Source organism: Streptomyces sp. NPDC024687 (assembly GCF_055559055.1).
The window spans coordinates 286,289-306,539 of sequence record NZ_JBVHLJ010000003.1 but is presented as its reverse complement, the minus strand read 5'-3'; the positions used below and the strand labels follow the sequence as shown (position 1 = coordinate 306,539).

Annotated in this window: 20 protein-coding genes; 7 read left to right on the top strand and 13 right to left on the bottom strand. The window is 68.9% G+C overall.

What is annotated here, in order from left to right; translation table 11 throughout:
- Nucleotides 1–110 precede the first annotated feature (110 nt).
- Genes ACZ39I_RS13270 through ACZ39I_RS13260 form a run of 3 tightly spaced genes read left to right on the top strand, consistent with a single transcriptional unit; the run spans nt 111 to nt 3,678 of the window.
- Complete coding sequence (locus ACZ39I_RS13270; RefSeq protein ID WP_467244600.1) at nt 111–635, top strand: PadR family transcriptional regulator; 525 nt, start codon at nt 111–113, stop codon at nt 633–635.
- Nucleotides 632–1,318: an ABC transporter ATP-binding protein gene (locus ACZ39I_RS13265; protein WP_467244599.1), complete on the top strand. Its 687-nt coding sequence runs from the start codon at nt 632–634 to the stop codon at nt 1,316–1,318. The genes ACZ39I_RS13270 and ACZ39I_RS13265 overlap by 4 nt, the downstream gene beginning before the upstream one ends.
- Nucleotides 1,315–3,678 (top strand): ABC transporter permease, encoded by a 2,364-nt coding sequence (locus ACZ39I_RS13260; protein ID WP_467244598.1) that lies wholly within the window; start codon nt 1,315–1,317, stop codon nt 3,676–3,678. Before ACZ39I_RS13265 ends, ACZ39I_RS13260 begins: the two co-directional genes overlap by 4 nt.
- A gap of 22 nt (nt 3,679–3,700) precedes the next feature.
- On the opposite strand, the gene ACZ39I_RS13255 is transcribed toward ACZ39I_RS13260, so the two are convergent.
- The 10 genes from ACZ39I_RS13255 to ACZ39I_RS13210 all read right to left on the bottom strand — a co-directional run bounded on the left by ACZ39I_RS13255 (nt 3,701) and on the right by ACZ39I_RS13210 (nt 13,665).
- Entirely contained in the window at nt 3,701–4,129 is a 429-nt protein-coding gene (locus tag ACZ39I_RS13255; RefSeq protein WP_451472366.1) for a hypothetical protein, read from the bottom strand.
- Nucleotides 4,130–4,133: 4 nt separating this feature from the next.
- On the bottom strand, nt 4,134–4,532 hold the full coding sequence (locus tag ACZ39I_RS13250; protein WP_467244597.1) for a roadblock/LC7 domain-containing protein: 399 nt from the start codon (nt 4,530–4,532) through the stop codon (nt 4,134–4,136).
- 42 nt (nt 4,533–4,574) lie between these two features.
- The gene (locus tag ACZ39I_RS13245) at nt 4,575–5,393 is read right to left on the bottom strand and encodes a MarR family transcriptional regulator (RefSeq protein ID WP_467244596.1); all 819 of its coding nucleotides are present in this window, start codon (nt 5,391–5,393) and stop codon (nt 4,575–4,577) included.
- A 154-nt stretch (nt 5,394–5,547) separates the two neighbouring features.
- Nucleotides 5,548–6,897, bottom strand: a complete 1,350-nt coding sequence (locus ACZ39I_RS13240; protein ID WP_467244595.1) for an AI-2E family transporter — start codon at nt 6,895–6,897, stop codon at nt 5,548–5,550.
- Nucleotides 6,898–7,023: 126 nt separating this feature from the next.
- Nucleotides 7,024–7,710, bottom strand: coding sequence for an aggregation-promoting factor C-terminal-like domain-containing protein (locus ACZ39I_RS13235; RefSeq protein ID WP_352388929.1), 687 nt, complete (start codon nt 7,708–7,710; stop codon nt 7,024–7,026).
- A 408-nt stretch (nt 7,711–8,118) separates the two neighbouring features.
- On the bottom strand, nt 8,119–9,444 hold the full coding sequence (locus ACZ39I_RS13230) for a PhoH family protein (RefSeq protein ID WP_467244594.1): 1,326 nt from the start codon (nt 9,442–9,444) through the stop codon (nt 8,119–8,121).
- Nucleotides 9,445–9,769: 325 nt separating this feature from the next.
- Nucleotides 9,770–10,543: an isoprenyl transferase gene (locus tag ACZ39I_RS13225; protein ID WP_467244593.1), complete on the bottom strand. Its 774-nt coding sequence runs from the start codon at nt 10,541–10,543 to the stop codon at nt 9,770–9,772.
- Nucleotides 10,544–11,253: 710 nt separating this feature from the next.
- Nucleotides 11,254–12,042: a methyltransferase domain-containing protein gene (locus ACZ39I_RS13220; protein ID WP_467244592.1), complete on the bottom strand. Its 789-nt coding sequence runs from the start codon at nt 12,040–12,042 to the stop codon at nt 11,254–11,256.
- A 119-nt stretch (nt 12,043–12,161) separates the two neighbouring features.
- Complete coding sequence (locus ACZ39I_RS13215; RefSeq protein WP_467244591.1) at nt 12,162–13,034, bottom strand: LLM class flavin-dependent oxidoreductase; 873 nt, start codon at nt 13,032–13,034, stop codon at nt 12,162–12,164.
- Between the two features lie 40 nt (nt 13,035–13,074).
- Nucleotides 13,075–13,665, bottom strand: coding sequence for a dihydrofolate reductase family protein (locus ACZ39I_RS13210; RefSeq protein WP_467244590.1), 591 nt, complete (start codon nt 13,663–13,665; stop codon nt 13,075–13,077).
- A gap of 66 nt (nt 13,666–13,731) precedes the next feature.
- On the opposite strand from ACZ39I_RS13210, the gene ACZ39I_RS13205 reads away from it, so the two are divergent.
- Nucleotides 13,732–14,094, top strand: a complete 363-nt coding sequence (locus ACZ39I_RS13205; RefSeq protein ID WP_467244589.1) for a DUF192 domain-containing protein — start codon at nt 13,732–13,734, stop codon at nt 14,092–14,094.
- Between the two features lie 253 nt (nt 14,095–14,347).
- On the opposite strand, the gene ACZ39I_RS13200 is transcribed toward ACZ39I_RS13205, so the two are convergent.
- Nucleotides 14,348–15,358 carry an alpha/beta hydrolase gene (locus ACZ39I_RS13200; protein ID WP_467244588.1) on the bottom strand — a complete coding sequence of 337 codons (1,011 nt, stop codon included), beginning with the start codon at nt 15,356–15,358 and terminating at the stop codon, nt 14,348–14,350.
- Nucleotides 15,359–15,828: 470 nt separating this feature from the next.
- Here ACZ39I_RS13200 and ACZ39I_RS13195 point away from each other — a divergent pair, with 470 nt between their 5' ends.
- The 3 genes from ACZ39I_RS13195 (at nt 15,829) to ACZ39I_RS13185 (ending at nt 18,968) form a co-directional block, all read left to right on the top strand.
- On the top strand, nt 15,829–16,152 hold the full coding sequence (locus ACZ39I_RS13195) for a hypothetical protein (protein WP_467244587.1): 324 nt from the start codon (nt 15,829–15,831) through the stop codon (nt 16,150–16,152).
- A gap of 18 nt (nt 16,153–16,170) precedes the next feature.
- Nucleotides 16,171–17,541 (top strand): hypothetical protein, encoded by a 1,371-nt coding sequence (locus ACZ39I_RS13190; RefSeq protein ID WP_467244586.1) that lies wholly within the window; start codon nt 16,171–16,173, stop codon nt 17,539–17,541.
- Between the two features lie 116 nt (nt 17,542–17,657).
- Complete coding sequence (locus ACZ39I_RS13185) at nt 17,658–18,968, top strand: S8 family serine peptidase (RefSeq protein ID WP_467244585.1); 1,311 nt, start codon at nt 17,658–17,660, stop codon at nt 18,966–18,968.
- A 23-nt stretch (nt 18,969–18,991) separates the two neighbouring features.
- Here the strand turns inward: ACZ39I_RS13185 and ACZ39I_RS13180 are convergent, their stop codons facing one another.
- Together ACZ39I_RS13180 and ACZ39I_RS13175 are read right to left on the bottom strand one after the other, a co-directional pair.
- On the bottom strand, nt 18,992–19,201 hold the full coding sequence (locus ACZ39I_RS13180) for a DUF397 domain-containing protein (RefSeq protein WP_467244584.1): 210 nt from the start codon (nt 19,199–19,201) through the stop codon (nt 18,992–18,994).
- 8 nt (nt 19,202–19,209) lie between these two features.
- Nucleotides 19,210–20,046 carry a helix-turn-helix domain-containing protein gene (locus ACZ39I_RS13175; protein ID WP_467244583.1) on the bottom strand — a complete coding sequence of 279 codons (837 nt, stop codon included), beginning with the start codon at nt 20,044–20,046 and terminating at the stop codon, nt 19,210–19,212.
- Nucleotides 20,047–20,251: the final 205 nt, after the last annotated feature.

Below are 20,251 nucleotides of genomic sequence, written 5' to 3'. Positions count from 1 at the left end.
TGTAGCAGAACCGTGACAATCGGCCCCCACCTGCGGCTCCACACGCCCCGGACGCGACTGCACACTGCGCGTATACACGAGGGGTATACACCGCATGTACAGTCCTCCTCATGTCCATCGGTCACACCCTCCTAGGGCTCCTGGAGTCCGGGCCCCGCCACGGTTACGACCTCAAGCGGGCCTTCGACGAGAAGTTTGGTCACGACCGGCCACTGCACTACGGCCAGGTCTACTCGACGATGTCGCGGCTGCTGAAGAACGGCCTCGTCGAGGTCGACGGGGTCGAACCCGGCGACGGCCCCGAGCGCAAGCGCTACGCCATCACGGAGGCCGGGGTCACCGACGTACAGCGGTGGCTCGCCACGCCCGAGAAGCCCGAGCCGTATCTCCAGTCCACGCTGTACACCAAGGTCGTCCTCGCGCTGCTCACGCACCGGGACGCCGGAGACATCCTCGACAACCAGCGCGCCGAGCATCTGCGGATGATGCGCATCCTCACCGACCGCAAGCGCAAGGGTGACCTCGCCGACCAGCTGATCTGCGACCACGCCCTGTTCCATCTCGAAGCAGACCTGCGCTGGCTGGAGCTGACCGCCGCACGTCTCGACAAGCTCGCGGAGGTGGTGGTCAAGTGACCCCGGCCGGTTCCCTGCTCGTCGCCGACGAGCTGCGCAAGACCTACGGTCCGACCGTCGCGCTCGACGGCGCCCAGTTCTCCATCCACCCCGGCGAGGTCGTCGCCGTCATGGGCCCCTCCGGGTCCGGCAAGTCGACCCTGCTGCACTGTCTCGCCGGGATCGTCACGCCCGACTCGGGCTCGATCATGTACAACGGCCGCGAGATGGCGACGATGAACGACACCGAGCGCAGCGCTCTGCGGCGCTCCGAGTTCGGGTTCGTCTTCCAGTTCGGGCAGCTCGTCCCCGAGCTGACCTGTGTGGAGAACGTGGCGCTGCCGCTGCGACTGAACGGCACCTCCCGCAAGGAGGCCGAGAAGGCGGCTCTGGGCTGGATGGAGCGCCTGGAGGTCGACGACCTGAGGAAGAAGCGGCCCGGTGAGGTCTCAGGCGGTCAGGGGCAGCGCGTGGCCGTGGCCCGGTCCCTGGTGACCAACCCGCGCGTGCTGTTCGCCGACGAGCCCACCGGCGCCCTCGACTCCCTCAACGGCGAGCGTGTCATGGACCTGCTCACCGAGGCCGCCCGCTCCACCAACGCGGCCGTCGTCCTCGTCACGCACGAGGCACGGGTGGCCGCCTACTCCGACCGCGAGATCGTCGTACGGGACGGGAAGTCCCGGGACATGGAGCGGGTCGTATGAGCGTGAGGCAGTGGTGGAGAGACCTCTCCATGGGGATTCGGTTCGCCTTCGCGGGCGGGCGCGAGGGGTGGGTCCGGGCGCTGCTGACCGCGGTCGGGGTCGGGCTCGGGGTGGCGTTGCTGCTGCTGACCACCGCGCTGCCGAACGCGCTGGCGGTCCGGCACGAACGGGGCGACGCCCGTGCGGACATCAACTACGGGCAAGACATGAAGAAGGCCGACAACACCCTGCTGTCGGGGAACGCGTCGACCACCTTCCGGGACACCGACATCCGCGGCCGGGACCTGGAGCCCGAGGGGCCGAAGGCGCCCCTGCCGCCCGGGGTCGCGAAGTTCCCCGCGGTCGGCGAGATGGTCGTCTCCCCCGCGCTGAAGAAACTGCTGGAATCCGAGGACGGCAAGCTGCTGCGAGAGCGGCTGCCGAACCGGATCGCCGGGACGATCGACGAGAGCGGGCTGATCGGCTCCCACGAACTCGCCTTCTACCGCGGGGCCGAGGGGCTCGCCGCCCAGGACATCAACGGCGCCGGGATCAGCCGGATCGACAAGTACGGGAACCCGAACCCGACCGAGTCGGACTCCGACCCGGTGCTGGTGCTGCTGGTCCTGGTCGTCTTCGTGGTGCTCCTGATGCCGGTCGCCGTGTTCATCACCGCGGCCGCGCGCTTCGGCGGCGAGCGGCGCGACCGGCGGCTCGCGGCCCTGCGTCTGGTGGGTGCCGACGGCCGCTCGACCCGGCGGATCGCCGCCGGCGAGGCGTTGGCGGGTTCGGTGCTCGGTCTCGTGCTCGGCACCGGGTTCTTCCTGATCGGCCGCGAAGTGGCGGGCTCCGTCGAGGTGTTCGGGCAGAGCGTGTTCCCGAGCTATCTCAACCCCTCGCCGCTGCTGGCCCTGCTGGTCGCGGTCGCGGTGCCCGCGGCGGCCGTGCTGGTGACGCTGCTCGCCCTGCGGGGCGTGGTGATCGAGCCGCTCGGCGTGGTGCGTACGGCGAAGCCCGCGCGACGCCGGCTGTGGTGGCGGCTGCTGCTGCCGCTGGCCGGGCTCGGGATGCTGTACCCGATGGTCGGACAGGGCCGGGACGGCGGCGACTTCAACCAGTACCTCGTCAGCGGCGGTGTCATCCTGCTCCTTGTCGGTGTGACCGCTCTGCTGCCGTGGATCGTCGAGGCGGTCGTGGCCCGGCTGGGCGCGGGCGCGGTGTCCTGGCAACTGGCCGTACGCAGGCTCCAGTTGAGCAGCGGCACGGCCGCCCGGATGGTCAACGGGATCGCGGTCGCGGTGGCCGGGGCGATCGCCCTGCAGATGCTGTTCGCGGGCACCTCGAGCGACTACACGAAGGACACCGGCTACGACATCTCGCGGGCGCAGATGCAGGTGACTGTCCCGAAGGGGAAGGCGCTCGCGGCGACCGCGAAGGAACTGGCCGCGACCAAGGGCGTCCGGAAGGTGTACGCGTTCGGCGAGGGTTTCGTCAACGACGGCTCGGGCGAGAACGCGAACTGGGCCCGGGTGACCGTCGCCGACTGCACGTCCCTGCGTGAGGTGGCCAAGCTGCCCTCCTGCCGCGACGGCGACATCTTCGTCTCGCATGTCGCGCCGGCGGCGGGCGAGGGCGACACCGACAGGCAGAACGCCGACGACGCGTCGAACGTGACGGCCCGGCCCGGCGAGAAGCTCTGGTTCGACATCTCCGAGGCCGCGGAGAAGCAGACCTCGGTCGCCTGGACGGTCCCGAAGGGCGTCAAGCAGGCGGAGTCCATCGCCGACCCGACGGGCTACCGGCGCGGCGGAATCCTGCTCACCCCGGGCGCCTTCCCGGCACAGGCCGCCGCGGGGGTGCGCGGAGAGATCTATGTGCGGGTGGACGACTCGCTGCCGGACGCGCGCGACCACGTCCGCAACACGGCCGTCCGGATCAACCCGTACGAGGAGCCCATGACCTGGGTGTCCACCGAGAGCAACGACCGCTACTCCTCCATCCGCACCGGCCTGTTCGTGGGCGCCGCCTGTGTCCTCGCGCTGATCGGGGCGAGCCTGCTGGTCTCCCAGCTGGAGCAGCTGCGGGAGCGCAAGAAGCTGCTGTCGGCGCTGGTCGCCTTCGGCACCCGGCGGCGCACCCTGAGTCTGTCGGTGCTGTGGCAGACGGCGATCCCGATCTCGCTGGGGCTGCTGCTGGCCTCGGTGGTGGGGCTGACGCTGGGCGCGGTCCTGCTGAAGATGACGGGCACGACGGTCCGCGTGGACTGGCCGAGTGTGCTGTCGATGACCGGTGTGGGTGCCGGGGTCGTCCTCGTGGTGACGCTGCTGAGTCTGCCGCCGCTGCTGAGGCTGATGCGGCCGGACGGGCTGCGGACGGAGTAACCGCCCGCAGCCGGGTGTCCGCTCAGAGGCTGTACTCCTTCACCACCCGCCGGACCTGGGCGAACAGCATGCCGACGTTGACCGACTTGCGGCAGACCACGACGGCCACGACGTCCTGCTGTTCGACCAGCCGCACGAACAGGTGCGTGAGGTTCTCGCTGTTGACGAGGATCTCCTGGAAGAAGTGGTTGTCGCTGCTGACCCCGCGGCGCTCCTTGAAGACGTCCTCGATCATCACGACCGTACGGCCCTGGAACAGGTCGAGCGTCGCACCCGCCAGGAGGTCCAGTACCTCCGGCGGGTGACTCTCGACGGTCTCGTACGACAGCAGCATGCCGGTGGACATGTCGACCACACCGGACGCGACGCAGTCGGGGGCATCGGTGCGAAGGGACTTGACCAGGCCCATCACCTGGTCGGAGAAACCTGGGGTCATACGCTTCGTCGCCATCCCTTCAGACTCCTTCTGGTGCTTTTCCGGACGCCTTGTCGGTGAGGATCGAGCCGATCCGGTTCAGGGTCGGCTGGGTCGCCCGGTGCAGGTGGTCCACGTCCAGGCCCTCGTCGCCGAGCACGACCATCAGGGCGGTGTCCCCGACGGCGTAGAAGGCGGCGCAGCCGTGGCTGCCGTATGTCACCGTCCGGCGCAGCGTGCCGCGGGCGGTCGCCCCGGCGGTGCGCCGGGCAAGGCCGAGGCCGGCCGCCGCGAGCGCGGCGAGGCCCTCCGGGTCGATCGAGTCGGCGGTGTCCGCGGCGATGAGCAGCCCGTCCGCGGCGGCCAGCGCGGTGTCCGTGATTCCGGTGACCTGTTCGCGCAGCCCGCGCATTTCGAGCGCCAGCGCTTGGTGATCCATGAATTCCACTCCCCTAATTCTGTTCGCGTCTGATCGGCTTTTTCATGTGGACGTCCCGTTTCTGAGCCGGAAGAAGCCGCCGGGTTTTCGTCGGGGCAGATCGGTTCTCGCCGGGGCCGGGGGCCGCTCCTCGGGCGGGGGCCTGCGGGGCCTCAGTTCGTCGCCCTCGGGGAGGGAACGGACCGCGACGGGTGCGGGCGGTCCCGCGCACACCAGGAGCCCTTCGTCGAGCATGCGGGCGATCTCGACCGTCACGGTGTAGACCCCACGCCCGACCCGGAAGGCGAGGTCGCGGGCCGTACTGCGGCCGTCGGCCTGCGTGAGCAGCTCGTGCCGCAGGGCCCCGGCCGCGCTGCCCGTGCCGGAGCGCACGGGACGCTCCCGGTCCGGGTGCACGGGGTGCGGCAGGGCGGCCAGGGCGGCGAGTCTGCGGACCGCGTCCTGGAGCAGCCTGAGGGGCGGCTCACCCAGCGGGACCTGCGCGAACGGCTCCGCGGTGGGGAGGCGTTCGCACTCCTCCACCCGGCCCGCGGCCATCGCGAACGCGGCGTCGTGCAGGGCCAGCGAGCACACCACCCGCAGCTGCGCGGCCCCCGCGTAGCCGTGCGCGATGAGCGCGGTGGCCGGCCAGCGCGAGCCGCCGGACTCGCGCACCAGCTCGGCCCACTCCTCGCCGCTGACCCGCCCCGAGCGCAGCAGCAGCGCCTCCGGGCCCGGTGCGCCGGGCGACTCCGCGGCGACCACCCGGCCGTCCCCGAAGTGGAAGGCGCCGCCGGGCGTGCCGGTGATCCGCAGCTCTCCGGTGAAGCCGTCACGGCCGCACGCGGCCAGGGCCTGTGCCAGGTGTTCGTGCCCCGACATCACACCCCCCGCCATTTCGCACACACGCCTGACGCGTAGCGCTGAGGAGGGAAGGTGTATCAGTCCGGGCGCATATTCCGAGGGCTGGTTTCCTACCTGCCCCTAGTTGACGGAAGTTGATTTCCCGGACTGTTCAAAACACTGTGTTCGGCGCTCAATTGACCGAATCAGGGGCAGGTTTTTCAGGTTCCGGAGGCGGTTCCGCCTGACCTTCTCCCGCTGTGACGACCTCGTCCTCGGCCTCGGCCTCGGGCGGCGCCGACTGTTCCTCGGCGTACGCCTTGAGGTAGCTCACCACCGTGTTCGTCACCGCGACCAGCGGTACGGCCACCACCGCGCCACCGATGCCGGCCACCATGCCGCCGGTCGCGACCGTGAGGACGACCGCGAGCGGGTGGACGCGCACCGCGCGGCCGAGGATGAACGGCTGCAGGATGTGGCCCTCGATCTGCTGGACGGCGAGGACCACCGCGAGGGTCATCACCGCCGTGAACACGCCCTGGGTGACCAGCGCGACGAGGACCGCCAGCGCGCCCGAGGCGACCGCGCCGACGAGCGGGATGAAGGAGAACAGGAAGATGAAGACGGCCAGCGGGACGGCCATGGGAACGTCGAGGAAGTAGATGCCGATGCCGATGAAGACGGCGTCGATGAGGGCCACCAGGACCGTGCCGCGGACGTAGGCGGTCAGGGTGCGCCAGGCGCGCGGGCCCGCGCCGGCCACGGCGGGACGGGCGGCCGCGGGGACCAGCTTCAGCGTCCACTCCCAGATGCGCCGGCCGTCGTAGAGCAGGAAGAGGGTGGAGAAGAAGGTCAGCAGGATGCCGGTGAGGGCCTCCACGACGACCTGGACGCCCTCCAGGCCCGCCGACGTGATCTGGTCGGTGTTGGCGCCGACCGCCTCCCGCAGGTTCTTGGCGATCTGGTTGATCTGCTTGTCGGTGACGTGGAAGGGGCTCTTCAGGAGCCAGTTGCGCAGATCGTCGATGCCGCTCTGGATCTGGTCGGAGAGGTCGTCGATGTTCTCCATGACCTGCCAGGTCACGAACCAGCCCATCAGCCCTATCACGACGAAGCCGAGGATGGCGGTGAGCGCCGTGGCGGGGCCGCGCGGGACGCCGTGCCGCATGAGGCGGGCCACCGTCGGCTGGAGCAGCGCGGTGATGAGCAGGGCGACGACGAAGGCGAAGACGACGAGCTGTACGGAGCTGATGACCCGCATCAGCACCCAGACGGTGCCCGCCAGGACCAGGAGCCGCCAGCCGGCCTCGGCGGCGACCCGTACGCCCCACGGCACGGCCTGCGCCGGGTCGGGGCGGGGGACCAGCACGACGGGCGGGCGGGAGGCGGTCCTGGCCGGTTTGCCCGGCGTGCGCCGGGGCGGCTCGGAAGAGTCGGCCTCGGCCTCCTCACGGGCCACTTCGGCGCGGCGCTCGTCCAGCCGCTCTCCCACATCGGTCAGTCGGGCACCGAGCCGACCGATCCACCCTGGCACTCGCGACATGATCCGTCCTCTTCCCCCGTCTCTCCCCACCACTCCCCCCGGGAGTCGTCCGGTCCGACCGTACAGGGCAAAAGCCCCTCCCCCTAGGACGGGGAGGGGCTTCGCGGGGTTGAGTGCCGGGCGCGCTCAGTACCAGTGGTTGGCCTGCCAGAACGACCAGGCCTCACAGGGGCTGCCGTACCGGCTGTCCATGTAGTTGAGGCCCCACTTGATCTGGGTGGCCGGGTTGGTCTGCCAGTCGGAGCCGACCGACGACATCTTGGAGCCCGGCAGGGCCTGGAAGAGACCGTAGGCACCGGAGGAGGCGTTGACGGCCCGGTAGTTCCAGCTGGACTCGTGGTCCACGATGTTGCTGAAGCACTGGAACTGCCCGCTCGGCACCATCGAGGCAGCCATCGCCTGGATCTGGTCGACCGTGTACGAGCTCTGCACGGGGAAGCTGGAGGAGCTCCGGCTGGCCTTCTCCTTGGCCTCGGCGCGCTCCTTGGCTTCCTTGGCCGCCTTCTCGGCGGCCTCCTTCTTCTCGATCGCGGACTTGGCGGCGGCCTTGCGCGCCGACTCCTCCGCGACCTTCTTGGCGCTCGCGTCCGCGGCGATGGCCTGAGTGTCGGCCTGCTGCGTGAGGGACGCGGTCTGCACCTGAGCCTGCTCACCCGCGGGGATGTCCGCCAGGAGCGTCGTCGTGTCGGCTGCCATCGCCTCGGCGTCGTTCGGCTGCGCGACACTGCCGGAGGCAACTCCGACAACGCTTCCGACAGCGGTGACCGCGGTGGCTGAGGCCACTGCGAATCCCCGGACCGAAATCGGGCTCACACGGTTTTCCTTCCAGCATCGCCCGCTTCGGTGACCCTGGCGGACGCAATCGTGCCCCTAGACACTGGCCTCCCAACTGCGGGGTCACGGGAGGCACGGGCCCGGTGGGCAACTCCCTCACGGGGAGCGCCGCATGGTGCGCGGGCGGCATACGACGACGCTGTGGAGTTGGTGGTGGTGCTGTGGTGCCGTACCGCTGGGGGTACAGATGTGTCGTATGCGGGGCCTGACAGGAGTGAGACTCTGCCGCAACTGGACACCGGGTGGCAATTCTGAGTTGCGTGTGAAAGCTCACATCCCGTTTGGCCCCAGGGATTTCGAGAAACGGCGACGCACGAAGGCGCCGCCCGGCTAGGCTCTTGGCCTTTCCGGACGGCGCCAACTGGGCCCGCTTTTCCCCTGGTTCTATCAGATCTGGCCGTCTTCCAGCATTTCGGTCACAAGCGCCGCGATCTGGGACCTCTCGGACCTCGTCAGCGTGACGTGGGCGAAGAGCGGGTGCCCCTTCAGCTTCTCCACCACGGCGACCACACCGTCGTAGCGACCGACCCGCAGATTGTCCCGCTGGGCCACGTCATGGGTCAGAACGACCCGTGAATTCGCGCCGATTCGGGACAGAACGGTGAGAAGCACATTCCGTTCCAGCGACTGCGCCTCGTCCACGATCACGAACGCGTCGTGGAGCGAGCGGCCGCGGATGTGGGTGAGCGGCAGGACCTCGAGCATGCCGCGCGCGGTGACCTCCTCGATGACCTCGCGGCTGGTGACCGCGGACAGCGTGTCGAAGACCGCCTGCGCCCAGGGGCCCATCTTCTCGGCCTCGGAGCCCGGCAGATAGCCGAGTTCCTGCCCGCCCACCGCGTACAGCGGACGGAAGACCATGACCTTCTGGTGCTGGCGGCGCTCCAGGACCGCCTCCAGACCCGCGCACAGCGCGAGCGCCGACTTTCCGGTGCCGGCCCGGCCGCCCATGGACACGATCCCGATGTCCGGGTCGAGCAGGATGTCCAGCGCGATGCGCTGCTCCGCGCTGCGGCCCTTGATGCCGAACGCCTCCCGGTCGCCGCGCACCAGACGGATGTTGCCGTCGGGCGACACCCGGCCGAGCGCCTTGCCGCGCTCGGAGTGGATGGTCAGCCCCGTGTGCACGGGCAGCTCGGCGGCCTCGGGGGCGTAGACGTGCCCCTCCTCGAAGAGGATGTCGACCTGTTCGCCGGGCAGCGTCAGCTCGGACATCCCGGTCCAGCCGGAGGAGCCCGTGATGGCGAGTTCGGCGCGGTACTCCTCGGCCAGCAGACCGACCGAGGACGCCTTGATCCTGAGCGGGAGGTCCTTCGAGACGACGGTGACGTCGAACCCCTCGGCCTGCAGGTTCCGGGCGACAGCGAGGATGCGGGAGTCGTTGTCCCCCAGCCGGTAGCCGCTGGGCAGCACACTGGGGTCCGAGTGGTTGAGCTCGACACGGACGGTTCCGCCGAGGTCCCCGATCGGGATGGGGGCGTCCAGACGACCGTGCCGGACCCGGAAGTCGTCGAGCAGGCGCAGGGCCTGCCGGGCGAAGTATCCGAGCTCGGGATGGTGCCTCTTGGCCTCCAGTTCCGTCACCACGACGATGGGGAGCACGACCTCGTGCTCGTCGAAGCGGCTCAGGGCGTTGGGGTCCGACAGCAGAACACTGGTGTCGAGGACATAAGTGCGCCGGTCTGGCTTGTGGCGCTTTGTGCTGGTCACCACGGAAGGACGTACCCCCTCGGATGAGGTCGGGGAGCGACGGAGTGGAGCTGGACCGGTCGACGGCCCGTTTGCACGGGCCGGGAACCGGCCCTCCACTGCTTCTTCCGTGCTGAGACCGCACGGTCGAGCTGGTGCAAAGGGCCTCCCGGGCGGACGGCCCCGTGCCGCCCGCTGAGATCCGACACCCGTGGTTCGGGCATCGACCTGACTGGGTTATGCCCTCGAACATGCGCTGCCATGCCAATGCGGACGACGGCGCGCTGGTGAACTCCTTGTTACTTGCGCCCCAAACGGGGTAGACGGGCGCTCTTCGGTGGGGCGCCTGTCAGCCGCCGTAGCGGCGGTGGCGTGCCGCGTAGTCGCGCAGCGCGCGCAGGAAGTCGACCTTGCGGAAGGCCGGCCAGAAGACCTCGCAGAAGTAGTACTCCGCATGGGCGGTCTGCCACAGCATGAATCCGGACAGCCGCTGCTCGCCGCTGGTGCGGATCACGAGGTCGGGGTCGGGCTGGTCGCCGGTGTAGAGATGACGGCCGATCATGTCGATGTCGACGGCCTCGGCGAGCTCCTCCATCGAGGTGCCCTTGTCGTGCGCGTCCAGCAGCATCGAACGCACGGCGTCGGCGATCTCCTGGCGGCCGCCGTAGCCGATGGCGACGTTGACCAGTATTCCGTCGACGTGGGCGGTGGACTCCTCCGCCTCCTTCAGCGCCGTCTGCATCGGGGAGGGCAGCAGGTCGGGGGTGCCGACGTGGTGGACGCGCCAGCGGCCGTCGGCGGCGAGGGTGCGCACGACGTCCTCGATGATGCCGAGGAGGGGGCCGAGCTCCTCCGGCGGGCGGTTGAAGTTGTCCGTCGACAGCAGCCAGAGGGTGACGACCTCGACGTCCGTCTCGCTGCACCAGCCGAGGAACTCCTCGATCTTCTCCGCGCCGGCGCGGTGACCGTCGACGGGGCTGGAACCGGCGGCCTTCGCCCAGCGCCGGCTGCCGTCCACGATGACGCCGATGTGCTTGGGCACCTGGGCGTGGTCCAGGTGGCCTTCCACCCGGCGTGCGTAGAGCCTGACCAGCAGGCCACGCAGCTTGTCGCGCAGGTTCACGTGAAAGTCAGCCCCTCTGAGATGGCGGTCCCCGCCGCTAGAGCGTACCGGTGGCTTCCGGTTGCCAACTGCACGGGGCCTTCTGGCGCGTGGGCGGTGGCAGGCCGTCGGGGACCGGTCGCGCCCGTGCCGCGAAGCCCCTGTCGGTGCAGCCGCGCCTTGGCGGGTACCCCGGCCGCCCGACTCATGCGCGTCTCGCAGGCATCTCTCGCGCGTCTCCCGACCGTGTCCCGGCCACAAAAAACGGGCCGGTCCGTGGGGGGGAGACGGACCGGCCCGAGGGGGGGTTTCCACCATAACCCTTCGTGAGGGATGGTGTGTGCATCGGCGTGCCACAACTACTCTCCGGAGTCGGACGGCGACGGCGCGGTGGTGGGTCGAAGCCCTGTTCATGGGGGTTTCGTGGCCGAATCGCGGCGGAATCATGGGGGCGTGGCGCATCGCCCGCGTGGGTGACTCCGGGTCGGAACGTTTCTTTGACGCCGGGAAGTGGGCGCGGCACCGCGCAGCCCCCTCCTCTGCGCGGTGCCACCGCGCAGCTTTGCTGACGCGAATTGCCTCTTCTTGAATTTACGTCAGTCATGGCCCGGACGCGAGCCGCCTGGGATAACGATGTGGAAACCTCGTGAAGACCATGGATATGCGGGGCGGACCGGCCGAGGATGCGCACATTGTCCGCTTTGCGGGGACTTGTTGCGGGCGGGGGCGTCTCAGCCGAGCGGTTTGCGGGCCTCGACGAGGTGGCGGCTGCTGTGGGCCACGAAGGGACCCTCGGTCTCGATCCGCTCGTGCAGGGACCGCAGTCGGGACTCGTACGGCGCCACGGTGAAACCGGGGACCATCCACACCACCTTGCGCAGGAAGTGGACGACGGCGGCGATGTCGTGGAACTCGATCCGCAGCCGCTCGGCGCGCAGGTCCACGATCTCCAGTCCGGCGGCCTCGGCGGCGGCGCGTTCGCGGTCGGGGTGGCGGTCCGAGCTCTGCGCCGCGGGCTGCGGGCCCAGGAAGTGCTCGACGAGCTCGAAGACGCTGCGCGGGCCGACGTGCTGGGCGAAGTACGTACCGCCGGGCTGCAGTACCCGCGCGATCTCCGCCCACTGGGGGTTGACCGGGTGCCGGCTGCTGACCAGGTCGAAGGTGTCGTCGGCGAAGGGCAGCGGCGCGTCCTCCGGTACGGCGACGACCACGACGCCGCGCGGGCGCAGCAGAGCGGTCGCCTTGGCGGCGTTCGGCGGCCAGCCCTCGGTGGCCGCGGCGAGCACGGGTGTCCTGACGCCCTGTCCGAGGGCGAAGTCCATGACCTCGCCGCCGCCCGTCTGGATGTCCAGCGACGCGGCGGCACCGGCCAGCCGTCCGGCCAGTGAGCGCGCGTACCCCCACGAGGGCCGCGCCTCCGTGGCCCGCCCCTCGAACCACGAGAAGTCCCAGCCCTCGGTGGGCACGGCGGCGCCCTCGGCGACGAGGTCCTCGAATGTGCGGGTGCGGTGGGAGGTCATGGGAGTGATCGTCGCAGGGGGGTGCGGGTGGGCGCCGCTCATTTTTTCGGCGCTCGTTCGGCCGGTGCGCCCAGGTGGAAGTCAAGGCACCAGGCGGGAGTCAGGACACCCGGTGGGAGTCAGGACACCAGCGGCCTGACTTCGCGCGCGGCGAACCGTAGGAAGCCCTCCGGGTCGGGTTCGTCCGCCGTCGGCTGGAGGACGACCGTGTCGGCGCCGGCGTCGGCGAGCCGCTGGACGGCCTTGGCGACGGCGTCCGCGTCCCCGGCGACACCGAGGTCGGGGACGTCGGCGACGCCCTCGTCGGTGAGTTCGGCGCGCAGCCGGGCGGCCGCGCCGGGTCCGGTGGCGGTGAGGAGATAGACGACGACCCGGTGCGGATCCGTCCGCCCCGCCTTCTCCCGTCCCTCGTCGATGAGCCGCCGGGCCCGGCGGACCCCCTCGGGCGGGGTGGCGGCGGTGAGCACCGTGCCGTCGGCGGCCTCGCCCGCGAGGCGCAGGGTGCGCGGGCCGGTGGCTCCGGTGAGCACCTCGACGGGGCCGTCGGGCGGCCAGTCGAGGGCGACGTCGTCCAGCGAGACGTACCGCCCCCGCGTGGTGACGCGCTCCCCCGCCAACAGGGCCCGCAGCGCGAGGAGATGCTCGCGCAACAGAGTGAGCGGCGACTCCGCCCTCGCTCCCACCTGCCCCATCCAGTCCTGCACACCGTGGCCGACGCCGAGGACCGCGCGTCCCGGGAACATCCGGTGCAGCGTGGCCGCCTCCATCGCGGTGATGGCGACGTTCCGCAGGGGCACGGGGAGCAGCCCGACGCCGATCCGCACCCGCTCGGTCCACGCGAGGGCGGCAGCGGCGGTGGAGATCCCGCCCTGCCGGAAGCAGTCCTCCCACAGCCAGAGCTCTTCGAGCCCCGAGTCGTCGGCGAGCCGGGCGAGGGCCCGCAGCCGCTCGGGAGGGAGTTGAGGACGGAACACAGCGCCGAGTCCGGTCATGCCGCCTTCCTACCCACCGCAGCGGGAACGGACAACTCCTTTACGGGGCCGTGCCGTCTGACGCTTTCTCGTGTTCCGGCTCGTACCGCAGCAGTACGACGCCGTTGCCGAAGGTGTGCGACTCGACGAGCCGCAGGGAGGTCAGCGTGTCGGCGTCCGGGAAGAGCGGCTTGCCCCGGCCGATGAGGACGGGGTGGACGTAGATCCGCAGCTCGTCGACGAGGCCGTACCGCAGAAAGGTCTCCGCCACGCCGGCCCCGCCCAGGGAGAGATCACCGCCCGGCTGCTCCTTCAGCGCCCGGACTTCTTCCGGTACGACCTCGCGGACGAGAGTGGAGTTCCAGTCGACGTGCGTGAGGGTCCGGGAGTAGACGACCTTGGGGAGGTCACGCCAGATCGGGGCGAACTCCCTGACGGATGCGGGGGCTTCGGGGTCGGCGTCGGCGGTGGGCCAGTAGTCGGCCATGAGCTCGTAGACGACCCGGCCGTGGAGCAGCCCGCCCATCCCGGCGACCGTGGCGTTCATGTGCGCGTGCAGCTCGTCGTCGACCCTGTGCCAGCTGATGTCGCGGTCGGGGCCCTCGATGTAGCCGTCGAGGGACATGGACATCATCAGGACGATTTTCCGCATCGGACACCTGACCTGGGAACGCGGTGGAGGATGGGCCGCCACGGTACAGCTGGGAGGTGCTCGGCGATGGGACGCTGGCGGGACGGGCGAGGCAGCCTGGTGGTGCACGGGGAGCGCGCCGGATTCTCCGTACCGCTGGAGATCGCGACCTCCTACCGGGCCCGCACCCGGGGGCTGCTCGGACGGGACTCCGTGGACGGCGCGCTCCTGCTCTCCCCCGCGGGCAGCGTGCACACCTTCCGGATGCGGATACCCATCGATGTCGCCTACCTCGACCGCGGCCTCCGGGTCATCGCCGTACGGACCATGAAGCCCGGACGACTGGGACTGCCGCGGGTGCGGTCACGGCATGTGCTGGAGGCGGGGGCGGGGGTGATGGAGGGGTGGGGGGTGCGGGTGGGGGTGCGGGTGGAGATCTCGGTGGAGTAGCGGCGGGCGGACGTGCTTGCTTCGCCTGCCCGACGTGCAGGGAGGGCTGTCCGCGGCGCAGCCGCGCGCCGTCCATCACGTCGTCATATCACCACGACGCCTCGGGGCTGGTCGGGCAGCCGATTGCGCTCGACCAGCCCCGACACGGCATTCGGTGTTGATTCAGCAGCCCGTCGCGTTGCAATTCCGGAACGCGGCCCTGTTCTGCGGTTCAGCGATTCCGGCGTTGCAGCTCCAGGCGTGGGAGATTCCGTCACAGAGTCCGTGGATTCCGGCCGGTACTCGCACCGAGACCGTGGAGGACGTTGACCACGGGGGACGGGTCCGCCGGGCCGAGATGGCCGGCGGTCGGGAAGTCGTGGACCGTGAAGCGGTTGTGCGGGGTGAGGGCGTCGGCTTCCGCGATCATGCGGTCCTGGAGTTGCGTGGCCACGGTCCTGTCCTTGCCGAAGCGGAGATAGGTGCGCGGGACCCGGCCCCAGGTGGCCGCCCGGCCGACCGCCCGGTTGCCGTACGCCGTCGTCGACTCGTCCGTCTGCATGCCTTCCAGTACGCGCAGGAACTCGACGTCCGAGTAGTCCGCGCAGATCATCTCCTTGAAGGTAGCTAGGGCACTGCGATCGGCCGTACGCCAGTTGAGGCGCAGTACGCCCAGCTTGTCCGGGTCGCCGATCATGTGGCCCACCGGGCTGATGGCGTGCTGCCCCTCCGGGGAGGCCGTGCAGGCGTCCATGGAGGGCATCGTGCGGCTCGGGCAGAAGGCGGCCATGTAGCAGATGTGGTCGAGGAGTTCGGGTACGGCGTCGGCGACCCGGCTCACCGAGGCACCGCCCATGCTGTGGCCGACCAGGATCACGGGGCCGCCGAGTCGTGCGGCCCGGCGGACCGCTCCGGTGACGCGCCGCTCGAAGTCGTCGAGGGTGAGGGCAGCGACCGGCGAGGGCTCGGTCGCGAGGGCGCGCAGGTCCTGTGCCTGGTACGCCTTCGGGATGAACTTCTCGGTGCCGTGCAGGGGTTGGTCCACGGCGATGACCCGGTGCCCGCGCAGCGCGAGCTCCCTGCCGATCGCCGTCCAGAACGCGCCGGCGCTGTGGGTGCCGTGGACGAGGACGTACGTCCGTACGCGAGACGGGCGAGGTGTGGCGTGCGCGGTTTCCGCACCTGTACCTGTGGCGAGTGCGGCGGCACCGGCCACACCGGCGAGGCCCCCTAAGGCCCGGCGCCGCGAAGTTCCTTCGGGATGAGGGTTCTTGTTGTCAGTCATACCGATGAGGCTAGGAATCACCTCGGTGTCACACGATGGCCCTGCACACCCGGTCGAGGGTGTACTTGCCGACACCGACGGCCCGTTTGAGTAGCCGTGGTCATGCCGGGGCTCCGGTTCCGGTTGTTGTCCTCGGGACACTGGATGCCTTCGACCCTGCCGCCTGATCGGGAGGTGATCGTGCGCGGGTCCAACCGGGTGGGACGGGCGTTGCCCATGCCGACAGCGCACCATGCGCTTGCCTTTGCCGACGGGGCGGGCGGTGCGCGCGCCGCCTTGAATCCTGCTTGTGGACAAGGTGGGTTGAGTTCATCGGGGTCTCGTGACGGAACGTTGTGATGTTCGTTCTGTCTGTGGTCGACAGTAGAGTTGGGGCAGGTCGGAGCGGGTGCGTCCGCCGTCCGTCGTGACGCGAGCATGACACGTACACCGACCCCGAGTGACGCAGCGAAGTAAACGGGGAGCTGGGCATGGCCGAAGAAGTGAGCGTCGATCTCGACGAACTCGAGAAGACCGTCACCGCGTTGAACCAAGTACTGAGCGATCTCGGCAAGGCGAACACGGATACGGCGACCAACACGTATCTCCCCGAAGGCGCCCTCGGAACCGGATTCGACGAGGCGCACAAACTCGCCGACGCCCACAACGAGATGAAGACGTACATCGAGGACGTCGTGAAGTATCTCAACACGGTCATGGACGAGTTCGGGCGCAAGACGAAGTACACGCACGGGGCGTACCAGGACTCGGACTACGCGGCGCAGGCGAGTTTCCCGAACGCGGGTACGCAGTGATCGAGGGGGCGCACAACCGTGGCTGACGGCGACAAGTACATCGACTACGACTACGTCGAGATGAACATGTGCTTCAACGAGAAGCACACGACACCCTTCTCCGGCGGCAAGAACATGGACGAGATGAAGGCCATGGTCCGCCACGCCAGACCGGACCTCGTGGAGGACGTCGTCACGGGCTGGAAGGGCGTACAGGCCCAACTGACCACGATCCAGCGCGACTTCGAGAAGGAGGTCGCCCGCATCCAGGAACACTGGAAGGGGGCCGCCGCCGACGGATTCGCCGCAAAGGCAAAGCAGGTCAGCAAGAGCATCGGCGACACCTCGAAGTACGCCGGGCACACGGCTCTGGCGATGGCGAATGCCGCCGCCATTCTTGGCAAGGTCCAGCCCGAGGTCATGGCGATGGAGAAGCCGGGCAGGGTCTCCAGTTTGTTCAACAGCGCGGGGGACGGGTTCACCCGCAGCGGGGAGGGCACGGACAAGGACATCGCCGCCGGAAAGGGCGCACAGGAGGTCCTTGACCGCAACGAAGACGACCTGTCGGCGGGGCGGGAGGCGCAGCTGGCCATGGCGGCGAAGATGGAGACGTTGGGGGCGTCTTACAACTCGCAGGCCAAGGCTATGGGGTCGTGGAACAAGCGGCAGTCTCCCCACGATGAGAGCGATGACTACCCGGGGGACCCCGGCGGCATCACACCGACACCAGTGGTCATGCCCCCAGCGCGCTCCTCCCGAAGTCTCCAAAGCGTGTCATCGGGCACAACTCAATCGGCCACAACGAGCACCATCAGCCGATCGAAGTCCGTTACTCCGCCTTCAGGGGTGACTGGCGGAGTGCATAAACCGGCAGAACCGACGCAGAATACCGGCACGGCGATTGACGGTTTTTCCGGTGGCCGCACCGGAACGTCCCCCATCGGAAGCACCGGTGCGGTCGGCGGTGGATCAGCTGGCAGCGGCGGCTCGGGCGGCGGTGCCGGCATGGTCGGTGGTGCGGTCGGCGGGGCGTTTGGAGCCGGTGCTGCTCGAGGGCTGGCCGGTCGGGCGGGCGCTGCGGGCATGGCGGGTCGCGCTGGTGCTGTCGGCGCAGGGGGTGCTGGCCGTGTCGGAGGCACGGCTCGTGGCGGCGTGGTTGGCGGCACACCCAAGACCGGTGCGGGCGCAGGCAGGGGCACTGCCGGAGGCTCGGGCCTGCACAGCAGTCGTGGTGCGGCAGGACGGTCTGTCAGCGCTGTCCGCAAGGGCGGCATCGCGGGCGCCCCCGGCGCTCGCGCCGGTCGCGGCAAGGATGAAGAGCGGCGCGAGGGCGAGCGCCCCGACTATCTCGTCGAGGACGAGGAGACCTGGGCCCCCAAGACCAACGCAGCGCCTCGCGTCATCGAGTAGTTGCCATGCGCCGAGTGCCCACTACCGGCACGTGACAGGATGCGTGGGCGTGGCTTCTGAGTCACGCCCACGTTCGGTATGGGAAGAGGACGGACGGAAGAATGGCCTTTACGCGAATGGCGCGTGCACTGAGCGTCACGGCACTGACTGGCGCACTCATCCTGACAGCGACTCCGGCCGCCTCTGCCGACCAGACCAGGCGTAACCAGTGGGCACTCGATGCCCTCAACGCTGAATCGGTATGGAAAATCACCAAGGGTCGTGGCGTAACCGTTGCCGTTATCGACAGCGGGGTCAACCCAGAGCACGTGGACTTGAAGGGCAACGTGCTCAAGGGCAGGGATTTCACGGACGGCGATGATGATCCCAGCCCCAATGCCGGTGACGGAGAGCCTGAACACGGCACGGCAATGGCCTCAGTGATCGCCGGCCATGGGCACGGTCAGAACGCAGCGGATGGCGTCATGGGACTCGCACCCGAATCCAAGATTCTTCCGATCCGAGACAGGAGTGGCGGGTTCGCCGATGAGATCCGGTATGCCGTAGACCAAGGCGCTTCAATCATCAACATGTCCATCTCGAGCGATCAGACTTTCCCTGAAGACCGTGAAGCTGTGACCTACGCTCTCGAACATGACGTGTTGATCGTGACGGCCTCGGGAAATGAAGGCAAGGGCGACACCGTCACCTATCCGAAGAATTACCCCGGCGTGCTGACCGTGGGCGGCGTGGATAACGGCGGAAACATCTGGAAAGGGTCCAATTACGGCCCTGAAGTTCTCTTGTCCGCCCCTGCGACTCATATCGTAAGCGCTGGCTGGCCCGGCAACGATACGATCCGTTCCGGAACCGGCACCTCCGATGCGACGGCATTTGTGTCCGCGGCTGCAGCATTGCTCAAGTCCAAGTTTCCTGATCTGACCGCAGGTCAGATCGCCAACCGCCTCGTAAAGACAGCGGCGCTGCCGAACGCCGAGAAGGGCCTGCCTCTCCCGGACGAGAAGTACGGCTATGGCATCATCCAGCCCCTCGCCGCCCTCAAGGACAACATCCCGGGCGGTTCGAAGTATGGTCCGCTGACCGTCCCCGAGTCCCTCAAAAAGAAGTCCGTCGCCCCCGCGCTCGGTGCGTCCGAGGATGAGCAGAAGAAGGCAGACCAGAAGGCCCTAATCATCTGGGCTGTCATCGGTGTCGCGACACTGGCCGTCGTCGGCCTGGTCACCCTCCTGATCGTGAAGCGATCCAGGCGCAGCAGGAACAGCGGCGGCGGACCCGCCGACCCTGGCACTTCCGCTGGCTACCCGCCGTACAGCCAGCAGCCCAACCCGCAGCAGAACCCGTACCACCAGCCGGTCTCACATCAGCAGCCCAATCCGTACCAGCAACAGCCCACCCCGCCCCAGGGGCAGTGGCCGCCCCAGGAGTAGCCGTCAGTGGAGAGTGATCGAACTCAGAACGGCGCGAAGTCGCTGGTAGCGCGAGCTTTCAAAGCGGCGACGAAGGGAGCGAAAGCACCGGCCGGGACAGCGATCGTCGCCCTGGCCGGGTCCTTGGAGTCTCGGATGGCAACGATTGTCGGCAAGTTCGCTATCTCCACGCAGTTGTTGCCGTCGCCGCCGCCTGAGTAGGACGACCTACGCCAGTTGCCAAAGGGTGCCATGCGGTACCTCACAGTTCCTTGGCCAGTCCGTGAATGAAGTCACGGGACCGTTCGGGGTCGAGTGACGCACCCTTCATTCTACGGAAAAGCGTTCGAAAGACGTGGAGTTGCGCTTCGGAATCAACGAACGCGGTACCGTGCGGCGCATCGCGAACAGCGGTATCAAGTCTGGGCACGGCTCCGCCGGCCAGCATCACGGTGGACCACGTCCCACCGAAGCCGTCCAAGTCGAACGGGATCACCCGCACAGTGATGTGATCGGCTTCGGAGCGCTCCAGCACATGAGCGAGTTGGTGGCGTGAGGCGGCACGATCACCCAGCCTGATACGCAGTGCCGCCTCGTGCACCACCGCTTCGTAGGGCACGGTGATCCGTTGCCGCTCCAGTCGGTGCTGTACGCGCAGTTCCAGTTCTGTTTGGGGAAGCTCAGGAACCCTGGAGGAGAACGCGGCACGGGCGTAGTGAGGTGTCTGGAGCAGGCCCGGGATGAAAAGGAACTCGACGTCACGCCGATAGGTGGCGTGATGCTCCAACTCGGCGATGTCCAGGAACGACGAGGGAAGCCGACCTCGGTACTCCTCCCACCAGCCGCGAGTCCGGTCGACGGCCATCACAACCAGGCCATCGATCAAGTCCCCGTCCGTACAGGCGTAGTGAGATGCCAGTCGGCGCAGTCGTTGCTCACTCACACCCGTGAGCCCCGACTCGATGTGGCTCATCTGGACTCTGTTCACTCCAAGCAGCGCTGCGGCTTCAGTGGCGGAGAGCCCTGCGGCTTCACGGAGCCTGCGCAGCTCGGCCGCCAGGCGCAGGTGACGTGCGGTGGGTTCCCGCCTCAGGACCATGGCTCACTCCTCGTTTCAATGCACCTGCTGTACAGACCCGTTCGAGTCCGGATCACGCAATCACCTTGTCGCGGATGACATCTTAGGTCTACTTTCGGTGACGCGACGCACACACTGCGGAATCACCGGATCCCGGAAGCGCACCGCTCCGTCCTGCCACGACGGCTGCGGCAATGCCACCGCCGGACACTCCGCAGCTCTCCGA